The organism is Undibacterium paludis, from assembly GCF_022568815.1.
Taxonomy (GTDB): Bacteria; Pseudomonadota; Gammaproteobacteria; order Burkholderiales; family Burkholderiaceae_D; genus Undibacterium.
The window spans coordinates 1-18,736 of the sequence record NZ_JAKZHX010000016.1 but is presented as its reverse complement, the minus strand read 5'-3'; the positions used below and the strand labels follow the sequence as shown (position 1 = coordinate 18,736).

Here is an 18,736-nt window from a genome sequence, read left to right as displayed (position 1 = left end):
TTTTCATTATGGCTCGTGTTTATCTGCTGGCAGAAAAAGCCTGCTGCAAGGTATCGAGAAATTGATGTACATGATATGCGTCAACCAGGCCATGGTGAACAAAAGTGGCGATGGGCAGCATCAGGCGCTGATCTTGTCTGAATAATTTGCCTACTGATATTTTGGGGACGCTGTCTTTGCGGTCATACATGCGCGCATGGGTCAGGCCGGTGAAGCTGATCCAGGGAATGGCAGAGAAATGAATCACATCTTCACGGGCGCACTCTTCATTAAAGCACAGGCCGCTGCCATTCTTGATTTTGTCCATGGCCAGCCTGGCGTCTGCTGTAAACGCTGTGAAGTCGGCATCAAAGTAAATGGGGCAAAATCCAAACGTATGATCGGCACGTTGCACGGTTGCGTTTGCGTGGATGATTTGATAGTCGAACACCTGGCCATCTTCTATACGGTAACGCATGGCATCAGTTTGTTGTGCCGCCTTCAGGATGTGGTACAGGTAGTATAAGAAAAAGGAATGCTGATGGTCTTTGCAGTATTGATAGGCCAGGGTGCAATCGAGATTGACGTTGATGCCGTGAAAGGGTTCATCAAGCTGTGAGAAAAATTCAAAATGCTCGCGACGATTCCAGCTCGTCAGGTCCAGCTGCTTTTTCATGGTGCTTGCTCAAAAAAGAAAAGGGGCAGAAAATTCTGCCCCCAATGATAGCTTTTACTGGCCAGGTTTAACGCATGCTGGCAATCATTTTTTCCAGCTTGACGGTATCTGCACAGAAAGCGCGTATGCCTTCTGACAGTTTTTCTGTCGCCATGGCGTCTTCATTCAATTCGAAGCGGAAAGTCTTTTCATCCATGCTGACTTTTTGCAGGTCGGATGTCTGAGCCATTTCCTTGCTCAGTTTTTGCGTCACATTGCTATTGCTGTCACTGAGTTTTTGCAGCAGATCTGGACTGATGGTCAGCAGGTCGCAACCGGCCAGTTCAAGGATTTGCGAGGTATTGCGGAAGCTTGCGCCCATGACTTCCGTGTCATAGCCAAACTTGCGGTAATAGGTATAGATTTTTTTGACGGACAGGACGCCGGGATCGTCGGCGCCAAAAATTTCCTGGCCTGTCTTGTTCTTGTACCAGTCATAAATGCGGCCAACGAAAGGTGAAATCAGTTGTGCACCGGCTTCAGCGCAGGCGATTGCCTGTGCCAGGCAGAACAGCAAGGTCATATTGCAGCGTATGCCCTCTTTTTCCAGCACTTCGGCGGCACGTATGCCTTCCCAGGTCGAAGCGATCTTGATCAGTACACGCTCACGCGGTATACCGGCAGCTTCGTACAGGGCGATCAGCTGGCGGCCCTTGGCAACGGTAGCTTCGGTATCAAAAGACAGACGTGCGTCAGTTTCAGTGGAGACACGACCAGGAATGACCTTCAGGATTTGCAGGCCAAAGGCGATCAGCAAATGATCGATGGTTTCGTCAATGGATTTGCCGGCAGTGTCCTTGACGGCTTTTTCCAGCAGGGGCAGGTATTCCGGCTTTTGCACGGCCTTCAGTATCAACGAAGGATTGGTCGTGGCGTCGCGCGGCGCATATGCCTGGATAGCTTGAAAATCGCCGGTGTCGGCGACCACGGTGGTGTATTGCTTGAGTTGTTCTAATTGATTCATGGTATGAGCAAAAGGAGGGGCAATTTCAAAAATATCAGGTATGTACGCTAAAAGACACGTTAAGGAGTGACATTTACCAAGACTTCACCTGCAACAATATCACCAATCACGGCAGCTTCCAAGAAGCCGCCCTGACGGAAAATTTCTAAAACTTCATCAACGGCAGCCGGATCGCAGGCTACCAGCAAACCACCCGAGGTTTGCGGGTCTGTCAGCAGTGCCTGCTGTGCTGCACTGATTTGGGTATCAAGTCGGACCGACTCGCCATAGGCTGCCCAGTTGCGGCCAGAGGCGCCGGTGATGAAACCATCTGTGGCCAGTTGTTCCACCTTGTCCAGCAGGGGGATGGCAGACGCCTGTATATTCGCCGCCAGGCCAGAGCCGCGACAGACCTCAAGCAAATGACCCAGCAGGCCAAAGCCGGTGACGTCAGTCATGGCATGTACGCTATCGAGCGCCGACAAAGCCTGGCCAGGTTTATTGAGCTTGGTGGTGCTGGCTATCATGCTGGAATAACCAGCGTCATCCAGTATTTGCTTTTTCAGTGCGGCAGACAAAATGCCTACGCCCAGGGGCTTGCCCAATATCAGCTTGTCGCCGACCCTGGCGTCGGCATTACGCTTGACCCTGGATGGATGAATCAGTCCCATCACGACCAGGCCATAAATTGGTTCTACCGAGTCTATGGTATGGCCACCGGCGATAGGGATTCCGGCTTCGGCGCAAATCGACTCGCCGCCCTGGATGACTTTACCGATGACATCAATCGGCAGTTGATTGACTGGCATGCCGACCAGCGCGAGCGCCATGATGGGTGTGCCGCCCATGGCGTATACGTCAGAGATGGCATTGGTCGCCGCAATGCGTCCGAAGTCATAAGGATCGTCGACAATCGGCATGAAAAAATCAGTGGTGGCTATTAATGCCTGTTCGTCATTGAGTTTGTAGACGGCAGCATCGTCTGAGGTTTCTATACCCACCATCAGGGCTGACGGTATCGGGAAACCGCTGGTTTTTTTTAATATTTCAGCAAGTACGCCCGGCGCAATCTTGCAGCCGCAACCACCACCATGTGAAAATGAGGTGAGTCGGATGGGTTTATCAGTTACTGTACTCATAGGCTTTGCTGCATCTTTATGCTGGTCTGGAGCTGCTGATTATACGCCGGACAAGACAGTATAAAAAAAGCGACCACAAAAGTGATCGCTTTTTTATGATATCGCTTATGCAGCAAGGTCTATGTTGTACCTTTTTGCAGGGAAGCAGGTATCTCTGGAGTCGTTGTACTGTAACTTAAGCAGCTCAATTCCAATTAATAGTCGCCAAATGTACGGCGGGCACCACTGTCGTTAGAACGATTGCCTTTGTAGCCACCGCCTTCTTTGCGTGGACCAGCGCCGTTGCCAGTCGATGTGCCTGCCGGCTTGCTGAAGCTGCGCTGACCTGGCTTGTTGTTGCCATAAGCACCACCGCCAGATTTACGGTTATCGCCTGGTTTCCAGCCGTTTGGCTTGCGTGCTGCAGAACGTGAAGGGGCAGGCGATTTTTTAGGCTCAAAGCCTTCGATGACATCAACCGGTATCAATTGCTTGGTGAAGCGCTCAATACGTTTGACGTGCATGCTTTCAGCATGGTTCACGAGAGAAACAGCCAGACCCTTGCGACCGGCACGGCCAGTACGGCCAATGCGGTGCACATAGTCTTCGGGGAATTTAGGCAAATCGTAATTGAATACGTGGGTGATACCTGGAACGTCAATACCACGGGCAGCTACGTCCGTTGCAACCAGTACACGTACCTGGCCACGGCGCAATGCGTCCAGGGTGCGGTTACGTGCGCCTTGATGCATGTCGCCATGCAGGGCTGCAGCAGCAAAGCCAGCAATGTTCAGACGGTCGGCGATACTGTCTGCATCGCGTTTTGTGGCAGTAAATACCACAGCCTGGTCAACCGATACATCACGCAGTAAATGGTCGAGCATGCGGTTTTTATGTGACAGGTCATCCACAAAGTGAACGCGTTGCTGGATATTTTCGTGCTTGCTTGCAGAACCGGCGATCTGGATAACCAAAGGCTCGGTCGTGATGCGTTTTGCCATGTTACCGACAACGCCGTCCAGTGTTGCAGAAAACAGCATGGTCTGGCGTGTCGGTGGTGTTGCAGCGACGATTTTTTCGATATCGTCGATGAAGCCCATGTCCAGCATGCGGTCAGCTTCGTCCAGGACCAGCATTTGCAGTTCAGAGAAATCGATCTTGCCTGATTCCATATGGTCGATCAGACGGCCAGGTGTTGCCACCAGGATTTCCGGATTGCGGGACAGCAATTGCATCTGTTTGGGGTAAGGCATGCCACCGAGGATGGATACAGCCTTGATGCGGCGTGAATAGGCACTGTACTTGTCAGTGGCCGTGGTCACTTGCAAAGCCAGTTCGCGGGTTGGCGTCAACACCAGCATTTTAGGTTTTGCAGCCTGAAACCGCGGGCGATCGCCACGGGAGCGCGCAGACTGACGTTCCTGATTAGGTGTTTTTGTATTGTCATAGGTGACGACTTCAGCAGTCGCCAGTTTATGCAGTGCAGGCAGCATGAAAGCGGCAGTTTTGCCGGAGCCGGTCTGGGATGAGACCATCAGGTCACGACCTTCAATCGCAGCAGGGATGGCCTGCTCTTGCACTGCTGTCGGTTTGGTATAACCGGAATCAGTCAGGGCGCGGATGATGTTGACGTGTAGGCCTAGTGCTTCAAAACTCATGAATTTCTTTCGTAAATAGAACCTGAGCCAGATCTGTTTGCAAAAATGCACGAGCCAGCATCTAAGCTGGTTTGGTAGCATGTTTGCCGGAACGATCCCGCTTTTGTTCCAGTGTAAATTAGCGCGTTGCTAAACGAACGCGCGCAACAATGCAGCGCCAACCAAACGAAATGAACACAGAAAATCCAACAAGGGACGACAATGAAATTTCGGCACAAAAGCTTTGCGCCGGGATGATGTCTATGGATTACAACCAGACATGCGAGGCGGGAGGGCTTTTACATGCACTATCTTTAAGATGTGCACAGGCTTGCGATGCTACATGTTTTGCTTAGCAATTTTTATATTGCAGCGCAAAAAACGAGACTATACAGGATTTTTCAGGAAAATGCAGCCTGTTTTAACGAAAATTATTGACTGACTGAAAAAACACTTACTTAAAAAAGCTTAAACAGAAATGCTGCCAATAAAAATCGGTATTGCCATACATGTCAAAACGAAAACGTTTTTCCTGCCATCCAAGGGCAAATAGTGACAGGACCTGATCGTAATAGGCATCTGCTTTGACTGGCTGGGCCTGCAGGCGCAATTGCTGCTGCACCAGGGTCTTTTCTATACCTTGTGCTTGCAGGAACGGTATTACAGCGGCAGAAAAACCTGAGCTGCCTGGTCCATTGATCTCTGCGGTATGGATGTTGATGAATTCTGGTGGAAAGCCCTTGTTGTCTATTAATTGCGCCATGGGGCGCAGATGCTTGAGCAAGTGACTGCGCTCAGGGTCCTGGCCAGCCATCATGCCAGCCCACAGGTAGACACGAATGGCGTTATAGCCTCCCTGGCCTTTTTCTGCGCCCAGGACATCTGCTTGAAAACCTTGCTGGCTGTCATAGACGATCCAGTCCGCTGCATATCCTTTCGGTGCGCTGCCGGTAATGAGCCTGATGGCCGGGGCGATCATGCGCTTCCAGCGTTCATCACTTTCCTTGCGCTCAAACCAGCGCAGCAAAGTGACAGGGAGGTAGCTGGCATTGAGTTTCCATTGATTGTCACCTGGTTTGAAGCCAGTTGGTGCCGGTAACAGACTCAGCCCCAGGCCGGGGATGTCGGCTGTTTCTTCATTCAGTATTCTCTGTGCAAGCAGGCTGGACAGGGCAGTGTAGCGTTTGTCTTTCCACGCATCACCGGCGACACCAAGGCTGTAGGCTATCCACAGATCAGCATCTGATGCCGGATTTTTGTCGATGACACCCCAGCTATTATCCTCGCGCTGGCCCCATTGCCAGGCGGGCAATTTTGCGGTCAGGTCGCCAGCTGCAAGATTATTTTCTGTCCATTTCAGTATGCGTTCAAAACTTGTTCTGTCATTCGCAGTCAGGGCGAAGAACAGGGCGTAGGCTTGCCCTTCAGATGTGCTTGGCTTGCGGGCTCCGCTATGGTCCACGACCCTGCCGTCGTCAGCAACAAAGGTCTTTTTAAAATACTCCCAGGCTGGCCAGGGATCATTGCAGGATGCCGCAAAGGCAGTACTGCCTGCCAACAGACTGTAACTACAAATGACCAACAATAACTTCAGAGCGAAGCTGTACGTCTGTTTCCAGGTCTTGAGCATGATTGTGGACATTCGTTTCCCATAAAAAACTGGCTGGACATGCATGACACACGTCCAGCCAGTATTCTAATTGGAATCAGGTTGATCAGTGATCGTAAGAATCAGCGTTGAGACCCATGACGTGAGAAAAACCGCCATCGACATAGGTGATTTCACCGGTGATGCCATTCGCGAGCGGGGACAGCAGGAAGGCGGCAGTGTTGCCTACATCTTCTATCGTCACGTTACGGCGCAGTGGTGCATGTTCTGCGACAAAGCCGAGCAATTTGCCAAAATCCTTGATGCCGCTGGCAGCCAGGGTCTTGATCGGGCCGGCAGAAATGCCGTTGACGCGTATGCCTTTTTTGCCCAGGTGTTCAGCCAGATAGCGTACCGATGCTTCCAGTGACGCTTTGGCCAGGCCCATTGTGTTGTAATGCGGGATAGCACGGATGGCGCCAAGGTAAGACAAGGTCAGCAATGCAGAGTCCTGGCTCAGCAAGGGCAGGGCCGCTTTTGCCATGGCCGGGAAACTGTATGCAGAAATGTCATGTGCCACGCGGAACGCTTCGCGGGAAAAACCATCGAGGAATTCACCAGCGATTGCTTCACGGGGTGCAAAGCCGATCGCATGAACCAGACCATCGAGTTGATTCCAGGATTTGCCCAGGTCGGTAAAAACGGCTTCGATTTGTTCGTCACTGGCTACGTCACAGTCAAATACCAGCTTGCTGTCAAATTCAGCAGCAAAATCGGTAATCCTGTCTTTGAAACGCTCTCCGACATAGGTGAATGCCAGTTCTGCACCTTCGCGTTTGCATGCCTGGGCGATGCCGTAGGCGATGGAACGGTTGGACAACAAACCGGTGATCAGAATTTTTTTGCCTTGCAGAAATGCCATGTTGACTCCAGATAGGACCGCATCAAGTTGATGGCAGATCGGCAAAATGCCAGGCTAAACCTGCCCCTGATACGTTTAAAAATTTTTTGATACTGCGCAAAGTGAGCCTGGGCATGTTGCACCCATACTTACAATAGGTCCGAATTGTAGTGGCTAAGACCAAATCGGGCAAATATTAAGTTTGTCCCGGAGGGGATAATGAACTTGATTTGGTGTTTTTTTGATCATTATTTTGCCACCCCTTGACTTACGCCCCCTCAATTCATGACGCAAAATGCATTTCTCTGAGCAGTGCGCCTGGCAGGATTGCTCCGCCAGTATGACGCTCATTATAGGAATGCGTGTCCATAATGATCTCTGTCTCTTCAGTCAATTCCAGCAGGTTTTCACCCAATATCCTGAATAGTGAGTCATCAAAGCGCATCACGTTCAACGGCGCCTTGATTTCACCGTTTTCTACCCAGAAAGTGGCAAAGCGAGTCATACCGGTTATGCGACAATTCGCCCTGTCAGAAAAATTCAGATACCATAAATTGGCAATGTAGATGCCAGTACCCAGACGGCTTAAAATGTCACTACTGGCCAGCTTGCCTGCACGCATGACCATGGATTGTGCGCTTTCGTCCAGGTCGGCGCCATTTGCTGTCAGACCAAATTCCCTGGCGCTCCTGGGGGAGATCATGCTACCGCCCAGTTTACCTGCGCTGATGAGGGGAATGACATCCGGTTTGATGAAACCCTGGGACTGAAAGCCCGGTGCCAGACCGGTGCGGCTGTCTTCACTGATGTCGAGCATGGGATGCATGCTGATTTCCCCTGATTGCAGCCTGAGCAGACAACTTTGCCGTGTACGCAGGGCTTTTTCGGACAAACCGCTCCAGTTCAGCATGGAGATCAATTCATTGAGTGCTGTCGGGCTGAGGTAAACCCTGTAATTGCCTGGCTCTACCGTTATTGGTGGGCGGGCCAGCAATGTCAGCTTTTTGCGGGCGTCTGCCATCTTGTCCTGGAATTGCACAGCATCCCAGCTAAGTCCTGCATAGCTGGATTTGACGGCTTTGTCTGCTGTATGGAACAGGCTCCAGTCAAAATTGACGTTGCTGCTTTCATACCAGTTGCGCTGTCCGTATGAATTGGCAAAGCCGCGATATTGTGTGCCGGTGCTCAGCAAGCCTACCATGTCCACGTCCTGTGTTGCCGCCAGTATCTGTTCCAGCATATCAGCCACAGGCGGCAGGGCAGAGGGCAGTATTTGTGTGCTGTTGTTGATTTCAGTGGCAATCAGCAAATGCGGGTCTGCGGGCAGATCTGCCAATTGAGTACGCAAATCCTGCAGGTAGTGATTGACGAGCAGCACATCGCGTTCCAGATTGCCGCTGAGATCAAAACTCATTGATGCATGACTGCCGCCGCAGATCAGTTGCAGACTCAGGGTGATTTGTACTACATGGCCCGGCTGACGTATGGCGCTGTGATTGAAACGGACAAAGTCACTGGACTCTGCCGAAAACCAGCAGGTAGTGACTTCCTCTGGTAACAGTTTGTTTGTCGTGTGATTGGCCAGAGCGAGAAAATAGGAGTGCATCAGGCTTCCCCTCCAAACACGTCGACCTGTTCAAACAGGCATGCAGGTGAGGCGTGACCTACCCGTATTAATTGCGACGGCTCGCCCTTGCCGCAATAGGGGATGCCCATGACTGCCAGGGTGCTGCTATCGCCAACCATTTTGAGCGAGCGCCAGAAGTTTTCGGATATGCCGCGATAATTCGGATTCCTGACCAGTTCCGCCAACTGACCCTGGCGTATCATTTGCCCATACTCACAACCAAACTGGAACTTGTTGCGTGAATCATCGATGGACCAGGATACATTGGTATCCATCAGTACGCCATATTCAACGCTGGCGATCATGTCATTGAGGCTGCTACTGCCTGCTTCTATGTTCAGGTTGGCCATGCGGTCTATTGGCGGGCGGTTCCAGTTGCAGGCGCGTGAATTGGCGACGCCAGTCATGCCTGCCCTGGCTTGCGACAAGGCGCCACCCAGTGGTTTTTCCAGTATACCATTCCTGATGAGCCAGGTCTTTTCGGCAATCGAACCATCGTCATCCCAGCCAAAGCTGGCGAATTGCGCTTCCATGCCGGGGTCGTAAGTGACATTCAATAATTCAGAACCGTAGCGGAAATGACCAAACATGTCCGGTCTGACAAAACTGGTGCCGGCAAAATTGCGCTCATCACCGAGTATGCGGTCCAGTTCCAGCGGGTGACCTATCGACTCGTGGATTTGCAGCATCATTTGCTCAGGCAGCAAAAGCAAGTCCATGCGGCCTGTGGGGCAGTTGGGCGCGTGCAATAACGCCAGTGCTTCTGTCGCTACGCGTTTGCCTGCACCATAAAATCCTGCCTGCTGCAAAACTTCAATGCCGCCCTGACGACAAAAACCGTTGTACTGACCGCCCAGGCTGCGGGTCTGCGTTTCCGCTCCCTGGTTGGCCGTGACGCTGAGATTGGGAATCAGGTATTGAAACTGCTGATGTATATCGGCGCCTGCACTGCTGATGAATAATTGCTCTGTGCTGACCTGGCTGATGGATGCATCCCAGTCGACAATGCGTGTATCGATCTGACAAGTGACAGATTCCTGCATCAGCAAATGGATCAATTCCTTCCTGCTCAAGCTGCCTCCAGCCGCGCTGCTGTAGCTGCCAACGGCAGAGGATTGCGGTATTTTGCTGAAGTTGATCACACTCTTGCCTGCGCTGATGCTGGCCCAGCGCATGGCTTGCTGTATTGCAGCATGCAAGCCATGTTGCGATAAATCGCTGGTGGCGGCATAGCCATATCCGCCCTGATCTATCACCGTCAGCATGGCGCCAGAACTGCGCCGGCTATGCATGGGCTGCAGGATATTCTGCCTGACCAGGACTTCTTCACTGCACTCGTCTACAAAACGCAGGGAGCAAAAATCGACAGCAGGCATGATGTCGTGAAACAATTTTCTCAACGCATCCAATATGGCTCCATTTCGCAATTGAACGGGGGTGTCACGTAGGGACAAGGTATGACGATCTTGCCAGTGTTTGCTACAATGGTCAAAATTATATGTATTTTGGGATAAGTAAGCGCCTGAATTGCAATGACAGGCGAACCGGTATGGAGCCGGTTCGCTGTCAATGACGCCGGGGAAAGAACTTAGTGCTGCAGGCCTTTGGGGATGGCGTTGAGTAAGGTTTTTGTATAGGCCTGGGCAGGATTCAGGTACAGTTCGTCTGAATTTGCCAGTTCTACGACTTTGCCTTTGTTCATCACCATGACCTGATCGGCGATGTACTTCACCACGGCCAGGTCATGTGAGATGAAGATATACGACAGGCCGAATTCTTCCTGCAAATCCTGCAACAGGTTCAATACCTGCGCTTGTACCGATACATCCAGTGCCGACACTGACTCATCACAGACCAGCACTTCCGGTTTCATGGTCAGACAACGTGCAATGGCGATACGCTGACGCTGACCGCCGGAAAATTCATGTGGATAGCGATGGAAGGCGACAGTCGGCAAACCAACCTTTTCCAGCAACTGATAAGCCATGGCTGTGCGTTCGCTGTCATTGGCGCCTATGCTGTGGATGTGCATGGGTTCCATCAGGATTTGCCCGACCGTGAAACGTGGATTCAGTGAGGCATACGGATTCTGGAAAATGATTTGTATGCGGCGTTTGTATTGATGAAATTCCTTGTTGGACATGGACAGTATATCCTTGCCTTCGAACAGGGCCTGACCAGACGTTGCCTGGTGCAGACGCATCAGCGTCAGGCCAACCGTGGTCTTGCCTGAGCCTGATTCACCGACCACGCCCAGGGTCTTGCCGCGCGCCAGTTTGAATGAGACGCCTTCGACCGCCTTGAATTCTTTTTTACCAAAGAATCCTTCGCGCGAATAAAAACTTTTCCCCAGGTCTTTGACTTCCAGAACGATTTCCTCATCACCCTTGAGGCCGCGCGAGCGCTGCTTTTGCTCGATCAGCGCACCGTTATTGTTCATGAAGTCGGCAATCACCGGCAGACGCCAGGGACGGGTGTCGAGAGTAGGACGGCAATGCAACAGGGCCTGGGTATAGGTATCTTTCGGGCTGTCAAATATCTGTTCTACTGTACCGGCTTCACGGATTTCGCCATGGCGCATGACGATGACATGATCGGCGATTTCACCAACCAGGGCCAGGTCATGGGTGATGAACAATACCGACATTTTATGCTTGATGCGCAGGGCATCGATCAGGTCGATGATCTGTTTCTGTATGGTGACATCGAGTGCGGTCGTCGGTTCATCGGCGATGAGCAATTTGGGTTCGCAGGCAATCGCCATGGCGATCATCACCCTTTGCTGCTGACCGCCTGACATCTGGCTGGGGTAAGCGTCGATCTTGGTTTTTGGCTCGGGAATGCCGACTTCCTCCAGCAATTCTATGGCGCGCTTGCGGGCCCGCTTTGCATCCATGCCCATGTGCAGGCGCAAAACCTCACCGATCTGGAAACCGACAGTAAAGACCGGGTTCAGTGAAGTCATGGGTTCCTGGAAGATCATGGAAATTTCTTTGCCACACAGGTCACGTCTTTGGTCCATGCTCAGTTCCAGCAGACTGCGGCCTTCAAAAATGATTTTGCTGTCAGCGGCGATACTGGATGTATCCGGTGGCAGCAAGCCCATGACGGCCAGCGAACTGACCGATTTGCCGCTGCCCGACTCACCTACCAGGGCGACTGTGGCATTATGCGGGATTTCAAATGAAATACCCTTGACCGTTTCTACACTGTCTTTTTTGTTGACCCGAAAAGAAACACGCAGATTTTCTACTTTCAGCAGGGTCTGGTTTTGATTGTCTTGACTCATGATCTGTCCTTATTTCAGCTTGGGGTCGAGCGCATCGCGCAAGGCATCGGTAAACAGCGAGAACGCTGTCACCAACACGGCCATTCCAGCGGTGGCCGCCACCAGTTGCCACCATTTGCCCAGTATTAATTCATTCTGAGCTTCATTGAGCATACTGCCCCAGGACACCACGCCAACCGGCACACCAAAGCCGAGGAAACTCAGGATAACCTCCGATTTGATAAAACCCACGACCAGTATCGAGACCTGGACCAGGGCCACATGGCTGACGTTGGGAAAGATGTGAACAAACATCTTGCGGAAATGCGATGCACCGATGGCGTCCGCTGCCCACACATATTCCCTGGCCTTGTGCTTCATGTATTCAGCACGGATCAGGCGGAATGGTCCCGTCCAGCCAGTAAACGCCAGGATCAGGATGATGGTGACCACGCCCTTCTGTTGCAAGACGGCTGCCACGGACAAAATTAGCAAGAGATAGGGGATGGATGTGAAAATACTGTAAAACCAATTGAAGAAATCATCGACACGATTACCGAAATAACCGGCCAATGCGCCAAACAGAGTTCCCAGCAAAGTAGCGAGAAAGGCTGCCACCAGGCCAACCACAATGGATGTTTCTGCACCCTTGATGGTTTTCTTGATGATGTCATGGCCCCACTTGTCTGCCCCAAAGGGCAGGGTGGTCAGACGTTCGCCGACATGGGCCTTGCCGGACTTGGCCAGTTCAGTACGGATTTCAGCCATTTCTTTTTCGAGGGGATCTGGAATGCCGTAGTCATTGATGACGACGGCTGATTCACTATCGGGTTGCTTGCGCAATTCACGGATGATGTCGGCCAGCGGGTCTAGCGGGTTTTCTGGCGGCGGCGCCTCCGCCTCCGCCTTGACGAAACCATCTGTATTGGCGCCGACAAAACTGGGCGGGGCATAGCTGACGCCGCTTTCTTCTTCCCAGTCGGCGGCGATCATGCCTGTCGCTGAAAGGACCAGCGTCAGCAAAAAGGCGCCGACAATGGCCATGGCAATCATGGCCACCTTGTCAGATCGCAGGCGACGCCACGCCAATGCCCACAGGCCGGGTGAAACGGTTTGATTTGTTGTAGTAGTGCTCATGGATGACCCTTATTTCAACTGTACGCGTGGATCAACTGCCTGGTACAGCAGATCGGTCAACAAATTAAAGAACATGGTGGCGGCGGCGACATACACGGTAATCGCCTTGATCACCGGAAAATCGCTGCGCTCCACGGCCAATATCACTTCGCGCCCTATGCCAGGGATGGAAAAGAAGCGCTCGATCAGGAAGGCGCCGATCAACAGGGCTGGCAGGTTGGACATGACATGAGTGATGATGGGGATAGAGGCATTGCGCAAGACATGCACCCATTTGACCCGGCTCTCATGCACACCCTTGGCACGGGCAGTACGTACATAATCCTGATTGACCTCATCCAGCACAAAGGTGCGGAACAGGCGCAGGTTGGGTGCAACACCGACTGCCAGTGCGATCAGGATGGGCAGGGCAGAATACTTGAACAGGTTTTCCGCAAAATGATTGCCCCAGCCCTGTACAGGGAACATACCGAGTTTATAGGCAAAGAAATACTGGCCAACGATGATGTACACCAGGATGCTGACGGACATGCCGACAGTACAGGCAATCATGACGCTACGGTCAGTAATGGAGCCGCGCTTGAAGGCAATGGCCAGCGCCAGGGCAATGGCAATCAGGGTTTCGATGATGGTCAGTGGTATCAGCACTGTCAGCGAAGGCCCAAGGCGCGTACCTATGATGGATGAGACCTGTTCACCAGTACTCCAGCTATTGCCGAAGTTGAAAGTGGCAATCTGCTTGATGAATATCCATAACTGTACGTAGTAAGGCTGGTCTATGCCCAGTTGTGTGCGGATATTGGCAATCTGCTCGGCATTCGACATCTTGCCCGCGAGGATGTAAGCCGGGTCGCCACCCACCCAGTTGAACAAAAAAAACACCAGCAGTATGACACCGAGCATTGTCGGGGCCATCTGCCATAAGCGGCGCAGAATATAAGCGGTCATGTTTGTCTTTCAGCGAGTTTGTGTATTCATTTATTCTTGTCTATATCTACCTGTAACCACTCTACATGCATGATAGGGTGTTTTTTATAGCCAATGACACGTGGCTGCGCCAGCATGATGCGGTAGCGGGCAAAACCTACGCGTTGCGCGGCATTCAGTTCCATGACTCTGGTCATTTTGTGATAGAGCAGGTCGCGTTCAGGGCCGGCCGGCAGTTTTTGTGATTGCTCATACAGTTTGTCGAATTCGGGGATGCTGGCACAACCGTTGTTGTTCAGGTGGATGTTCTTGCTGTAGAACAGTTGCATGAAGTTGTCACCGTCAGGGTAATCTGCCAGCCAGGGTGAAATTCTTTGCGTCAGCTGGCATTGTTTCTCTGCTTTAAGGATTTCTGAAAACGGGCGGAATTCGGCACGCATCCTGATGCCGATACGGTCATAGGATTTTTTCCAGACTTCTGCCTGCATGTGGCCGCGTGATTCAGTTTGTGCTGTGTGAACGATCTCCAGAGGTTTGCCATCAGGCAGGGTACGATAACCGTCCTTGCCTTTTTTGTAGCCGAATTTGTCGAGCAGGGCATTGGCTGCGGCGGGATTGAATTGCACGCTGCTCCTGTAGTTGGGGTCATGCCCGACCACTCCTGGCGGTATGGGGTATTGCAAGGGAATGGCCTGGCCATTGTCGACCATTTGTATTTCTTCTTCTACATTATGGGCCATGGCCATGGCGCGACGCAGTGCAATTTTTTCCTTGCTCAGGCCACCAAAGACCGGGTCCTGCATGTTCCAGTAATAGACGATCAACTCAGGATCAATGATGAGCGACATCTGTATGCCACGTTGCACATAATCAGGCTTGAGCTTGCCCTGATTCAGCACTTGCGGCGCCAGGCCTCCATATAACTGGAACAGATCAATTTCATCTTTTTGAAAGGCCAGCAGGCGTGATTGATCTTCCAGAATGACATTGACAAGTACCCGACCGACTTGCGGCATGCGCTTGCCCTTCATGGCTGCGACAATTTTCTGGTCTTCGGGATCGCTGCTGGCCTGGAAATCCCAGTAAGTCGGGCGGAAGTCGGTATTGGCATCAAGCACCATTTTTGCACCACGAACCCACTCTATCAGTTTGAACGGGCCGGTGCCGACTGGATTGGCCATGACCTGACCCTGGGCATCCTGGTATTTTTCTATGACTTCGCGGGCAACGGCAGACAGGGCGGTATAAGCCAGTATCATCGGCAAATTAAAATCGGGCCGTGTCAGATGCAGACGCAAGGTATATTTATCGACGATTTCAAAGCCGGGGATTTTTGCCGAGTAATCAAATTTCCCGGTCTTTTTTGCTTGCGCAACCAGTTGATCGAGCCCTTCGATCTTGTCTTCCAGCAGCCAGGTATGGGTAGACGCCAGTTTGGGGTCCATCAGGCGCTTGAAGGAATACACATAGTCTTCGACCGTCAACTCACGTTTTTTGCCATTGAAGGCTGGATCAGGGGTGAAATACGTTCCCTTTTTAAGCTTGATCGTATAGGTTTTGCCGTCGGCGGAAATAACGGGCAGGCCATCGGCGGTTTCAGGGATGATTTTTGCCGGACTGGCCAGATAGTCATAGGTATATAGCCGCTCAAAAATCATTTCATTGATGGCATTTGAATACAGGTCCCTGGTTGCTGCCGGGTCAAATCCTGTTTCAGCAACAGGGAAAATCGTGCGCAATACCTTCTCCGGATCAGCAAACTCTGGCTTGGCGGCGCTGGCCTGCATAGGCAAAGTTGAAGAGATCAGGCCTGACAGGGCCAGGCATAGCGCCATACCTGTTTTGCTCAAAGTGCGCGCCTTGAAGCGCTGAAACGAATGCGGTGACTTCATTGACAAATTCTCCTGCCTTAAAATATTCTTTTAAACATAATGATCTGTTGATCCACTGCTGATCAGGCAAACCTGAGCAGAGCTATGCCTGAAAAACTAAATGCTTGCAAATTGAACGGATTCATTGAGCTCAATGTTTTTCCACATCAATGAAGGCCCAGTCTGAATGCAGGATGGGGTGTTTTTTATAACCTGTAATCCAGGGCCTGTACAGCCAGCTGCGGATCCTGCTTGTGTGGACTATCCATGGCGTATCTGCTTCAACCTGACGATTCATCTGCTGATAAATCTGATTACGCTCAGGGCCTGAAGGCAGGGAAACGGCTTTGCGGAACAGGGCGTCGTAGGCCGGTGATTCATAGCAGGCATGATTGCCACTGCCAGATTTGGGGCCATACAGTAATTGCAGAAAATTTTCACCATCGGGAAAGTCCGCATTCCAGGCGCCACTCCACATTGATAATTTGCAGGCAGAGGCTGCCTTCAGGTTGTCGGCAAAATTACTGACAGGGAAATCGATGCGCACACCTATTTTGTCCAGACCCCGTTTGTAGATTTCTGCCTGTACCTTATAGATACCGGCCGGCTCTATGGTCTTTTTGAGAACCAAAGGGCTGCCGTCAGGATTGTTGCGGTAACCATCAAGCCCCCGTTTGTAGCCAAAATGATCGAGCAGTTTATTGGCCAGTTTGATGTCATAGGCCAGACTGCTGCGGTATTGCGGATCGTAGCCGACTATGTCCTTGGGAATAATCATCTCAGAACGTATTGCCTGACCCAGGCGCATTTGTTCAATTTCATCAGCATGGCTGTAAGCCATGCCCACTGCACGACGCAGGGCGATTTTTTCTTTGCTATAACCACCCACTACCGGGTCGCGCATATTGAAAATGGTGAAGGTGATCCCTGCATCGATAACCCTGTCCATCCTGATACCCTGATCCTTCATTTCAGGTTTCAGTTCGGTGCCGTTCAAAGCAGCAGTCGCGGCGCTTTGAGGCAATTTGTCGATGTCGAGCTGCATATCCTGGAAAGCCAGCCAGCGTGACTGTTCTTCTTCTATGATGCTGATCTCGACTTTGCCGACCTGCGGCATTTTTTTGCCCTTCATCTGCTTGACGATTTCTTCGTCACGGGCACTGCCGGTGGATTTGAAGTCCCAGGTATAGCCGCGATACTCAGGATTTGCGGTCAAGATGATTTTGCTGCGCGGCATATACTTTTCTATCATGTAGGGACCGGTTCCTACCGGATGCAGACCAGTCTGGTCACCATACATGTCTATGACTTCTTTGGCTACCGCACCAAATCCGCCATAGGCCACGACGTACAGGAAGTTATAGTCTGTTTGCCTGAGCTCTATGCGCAAGGTGTATTTATCTATGGCCCGCAGGCCTGCAACAGGTGCTTCGTAGTCGAATTTGCCGGTTTTTTTTGCCGCGCCGGCGACATCATCAAGACCAATGATCTTGCCTTCCAAAAAACTTGCATGCGGAGATCGATTGACCGGGTCCAGTACGCGTTTGAACGTATAGACATAGTCGCTAGCGGTTAATTCGCGTTTTTTTCCTTTGAAGGCAGGGTCTGGAGCAAAGTAAATTCCGGGCTTGATCTTGAAAACAAAGACCTTGCCGGCCTCACTGACTTCGGGCATGGCTTCTGCGGTCAGTGGTAGCAGACGGGCAGGGCGTGCCAGATAATCGTAGCTCAGCAAGGGTTCGAAGAGTGCTTCACCTACCCAGCCTGAATAAAAATTTTGTGTCTTGGCCATGTCAAAGCCATCGTCCGCTGCTTCAAACGCTTGCCGCACAACTTTGTTCAAGTCAGCAGGATTATTTGCTTGAGCTGCGCAAACAGGTATTGCCAGCAATATAGCTGCAGCAGCGCTCGAAAATAACTTGACTGGTCTGAACATGTTTCTATTCCTTGTTTCGGTTACTGCAACGTGATCTGTATAAGCATGTATCAAGCCAACCAGTCATATTGATATGGCAGAAAATTTTAAGGGGGCACCAGTCCAGCCTTCGCTCTGGTAATAGATTTATTTACATATTGCAGTTGCAAATACGGCAGATAAATACTTGCCAAATAATCTTGGCCCTGCTCACCCTTTAAAAAGCCGTAACCTTAACGCAAGTCGCCTCACCAATGGAGAAGTAAAGAAAATTTTTATTTCATTGTTGAAGGAGTCGGTGTTTTAAATTCTTTCAATTCTTGATTTGAGTGCAAGCGGAAATGAAAAACGTTCATTTTTAGGGAGTGAATTTTGCTGCTTTGCACTATCGCGGTGCAAGTCGTCGAGACAATTTTTGATAGTTTTACTACGCAAATTGAGGGCTCAAAAAAATAAAATTCAGACTTATCAGTCTGGCGGCGAATTTATCAATGTAAGGAAGTGTAAAAAAAGCTGCTTGAGCACGGTTTTTGCTGCAGAGCACAAGAAATTAGGTTTCCTTTGCGGGTGTTTTTTTGGCAAAATGCGCCATGTTGTTTTTTGGGGTACGTCTTAAGTAAAGCACTTGACAGTTGTTGCCTGGAAGTGGTTTTATGCGCCTTCGGAAAAATTTCTGACGACTAAATTTACATTTTGTCTCTGTGGAATTGCAAATTTTTTTACATTGATAAAGGCGTGTTTAATAGTTGATTGTATGTGCGCTGTCGTACTGACTTCTTTATGATGGACTGGCAAATTTCTATTCATTTTGTGTTCGGGCAATTCTTTGTCTTGCACATCATGATGAAGGGAATAGATAAATAATTTAATGCCAGCTGTTCTGTTGGTTTGTTTGGTACGACGGCTTGTTTTTTGTGGCAGGCAGAATTAAATAAGTCAGTTTTATAAAAAACTGCGATTTATATTTTGATGAGTCTGCTGCTTATGAATTTATAAGTGGTTTTGTGTCGGTATGTCTTTTTATTGATGCTCAGCATTTATAATCACTTTTTCGTTTGAGTTGTTTTGACTTACGTCAGACAGTAGACCTTGTGGTAGTGGAGGAGCAGG

At 50.8% G+C, this 18,736-nt stretch carries 13 protein-coding genes; all 13 read right to left on the bottom strand.

Translation table 11 applies throughout. The features are described from left to right. Positions 1 to 19: 19 nt before the first annotated feature. The 13 genes from LZ463_RS23610 to LZ463_RS23550 all read right to left on the bottom strand — a co-directional run bounded on the left by LZ463_RS23610 (position 20) and on the right by LZ463_RS23550 (position 17,647). Entirely contained in the window at positions 20 to 655 is a 636-nt protein-coding gene (locus LZ463_RS23610; protein ID WP_241458759.1) for a chloramphenicol acetyltransferase, read from the bottom strand. 67 nt (positions 656 to 722) lie between these two features. Beyond that, positions 723 to 1,658, bottom strand: a complete 936-nt coding sequence (tal, locus tag LZ463_RS23605) for a transaldolase (RefSeq protein WP_241458758.1) — start codon at positions 1,656 to 1,658, stop codon at positions 723 to 725. A gap of 59 nt (positions 1,659 to 1,717) precedes the next feature. Continuing rightward, on the bottom strand, positions 1,718 to 2,776 hold the full coding sequence (gene selD / locus LZ463_RS23600; protein WP_241458757.1) for a selenide, water dikinase SelD: 1,059 nt from the start codon (positions 2,774 to 2,776) through the stop codon (positions 1,718 to 1,720). Positions 2,777 to 2,970: 194 nt separating this feature from the next. After that, the gene (locus LZ463_RS23595; protein ID WP_241458756.1) at positions 2,971 to 4,413 is read right to left on the bottom strand and encodes a DEAD/DEAH box helicase; all 1,443 of its coding nucleotides are present in this window, start codon (positions 4,411 to 4,413) and stop codon (positions 2,971 to 2,973) included. A 433-nt stretch (positions 4,414 to 4,846) separates the two neighbouring features. After that, entirely contained in the window at positions 4,847 to 6,034 is a 1,188-nt protein-coding gene (bcsZ, locus tag LZ463_RS23590; RefSeq protein WP_241458755.1) for a cellulose synthase complex periplasmic endoglucanase BcsZ, read from the bottom strand. A gap of 73 nt (positions 6,035 to 6,107) precedes the next feature. Further along, a complete protein-coding gene (gene fabI / locus LZ463_RS23585; protein WP_241458754.1) occupies positions 6,108 to 6,902 on the bottom strand; it encodes an enoyl-ACP reductase FabI in 795 nt (264 codons plus the stop codon). Between the two features lie 262 nt (positions 6,903 to 7,164). Next, positions 7,165 to 8,487, bottom strand: a complete 1,323-nt coding sequence (locus LZ463_RS23580) for a TldD/PmbA family protein (protein WP_241458753.1) — start codon at positions 8,485 to 8,487, stop codon at positions 7,165 to 7,167. Further along, positions 8,487 to 9,884 carry a TldD/PmbA family protein gene (locus LZ463_RS23575; RefSeq protein ID WP_241458855.1) on the bottom strand — a complete coding sequence of 466 codons (1,398 nt, stop codon included), beginning with the start codon at positions 9,882 to 9,884 and terminating at the stop codon, positions 8,487 to 8,489. Before LZ463_RS23575 ends, LZ463_RS23580 begins: the two co-directional genes overlap by 1 nt. Before the next feature lie 212 nt (positions 9,885 to 10,096). After that, the gene (locus LZ463_RS23570) at positions 10,097 to 11,797 is read right to left on the bottom strand and encodes an ABC transporter ATP-binding protein (protein ID WP_241458752.1); all 1,701 of its coding nucleotides are present in this window, start codon (positions 11,795 to 11,797) and stop codon (positions 10,097 to 10,099) included. A gap of 9 nt (positions 11,798 to 11,806) precedes the next feature. Next, positions 11,807 to 12,913 carry an ABC transporter permease gene (locus LZ463_RS23565; RefSeq protein ID WP_241458751.1) on the bottom strand — a complete coding sequence of 369 codons (1,107 nt, stop codon included), beginning with the start codon at positions 12,911 to 12,913 and terminating at the stop codon, positions 11,807 to 11,809. Positions 12,914 to 12,922: 9 nt separating this feature from the next. After that, positions 12,923 to 13,861 (bottom strand): ABC transporter permease, encoded by a 939-nt coding sequence (locus LZ463_RS23560; protein ID WP_241458750.1) that lies wholly within the window; start codon positions 13,859 to 13,861, stop codon positions 12,923 to 12,925. Positions 13,862 to 13,887: 26 nt separating this feature from the next. Continuing rightward, positions 13,888 to 15,732 (bottom strand): ABC transporter substrate-binding protein, encoded by a 1,845-nt coding sequence (locus LZ463_RS23555; RefSeq protein ID WP_241458749.1) that lies wholly within the window; start codon positions 15,730 to 15,732, stop codon positions 13,888 to 13,890. 130 nt (positions 15,733 to 15,862) lie between these two features. Further along, a complete protein-coding gene (locus LZ463_RS23550; RefSeq protein WP_241458748.1) occupies positions 15,863 to 17,647 on the bottom strand; it encodes an ABC transporter substrate-binding protein in 1,785 nt (594 codons plus the stop codon). Positions 17,648 to 18,736 lie beyond the last annotated feature (1,089 nt).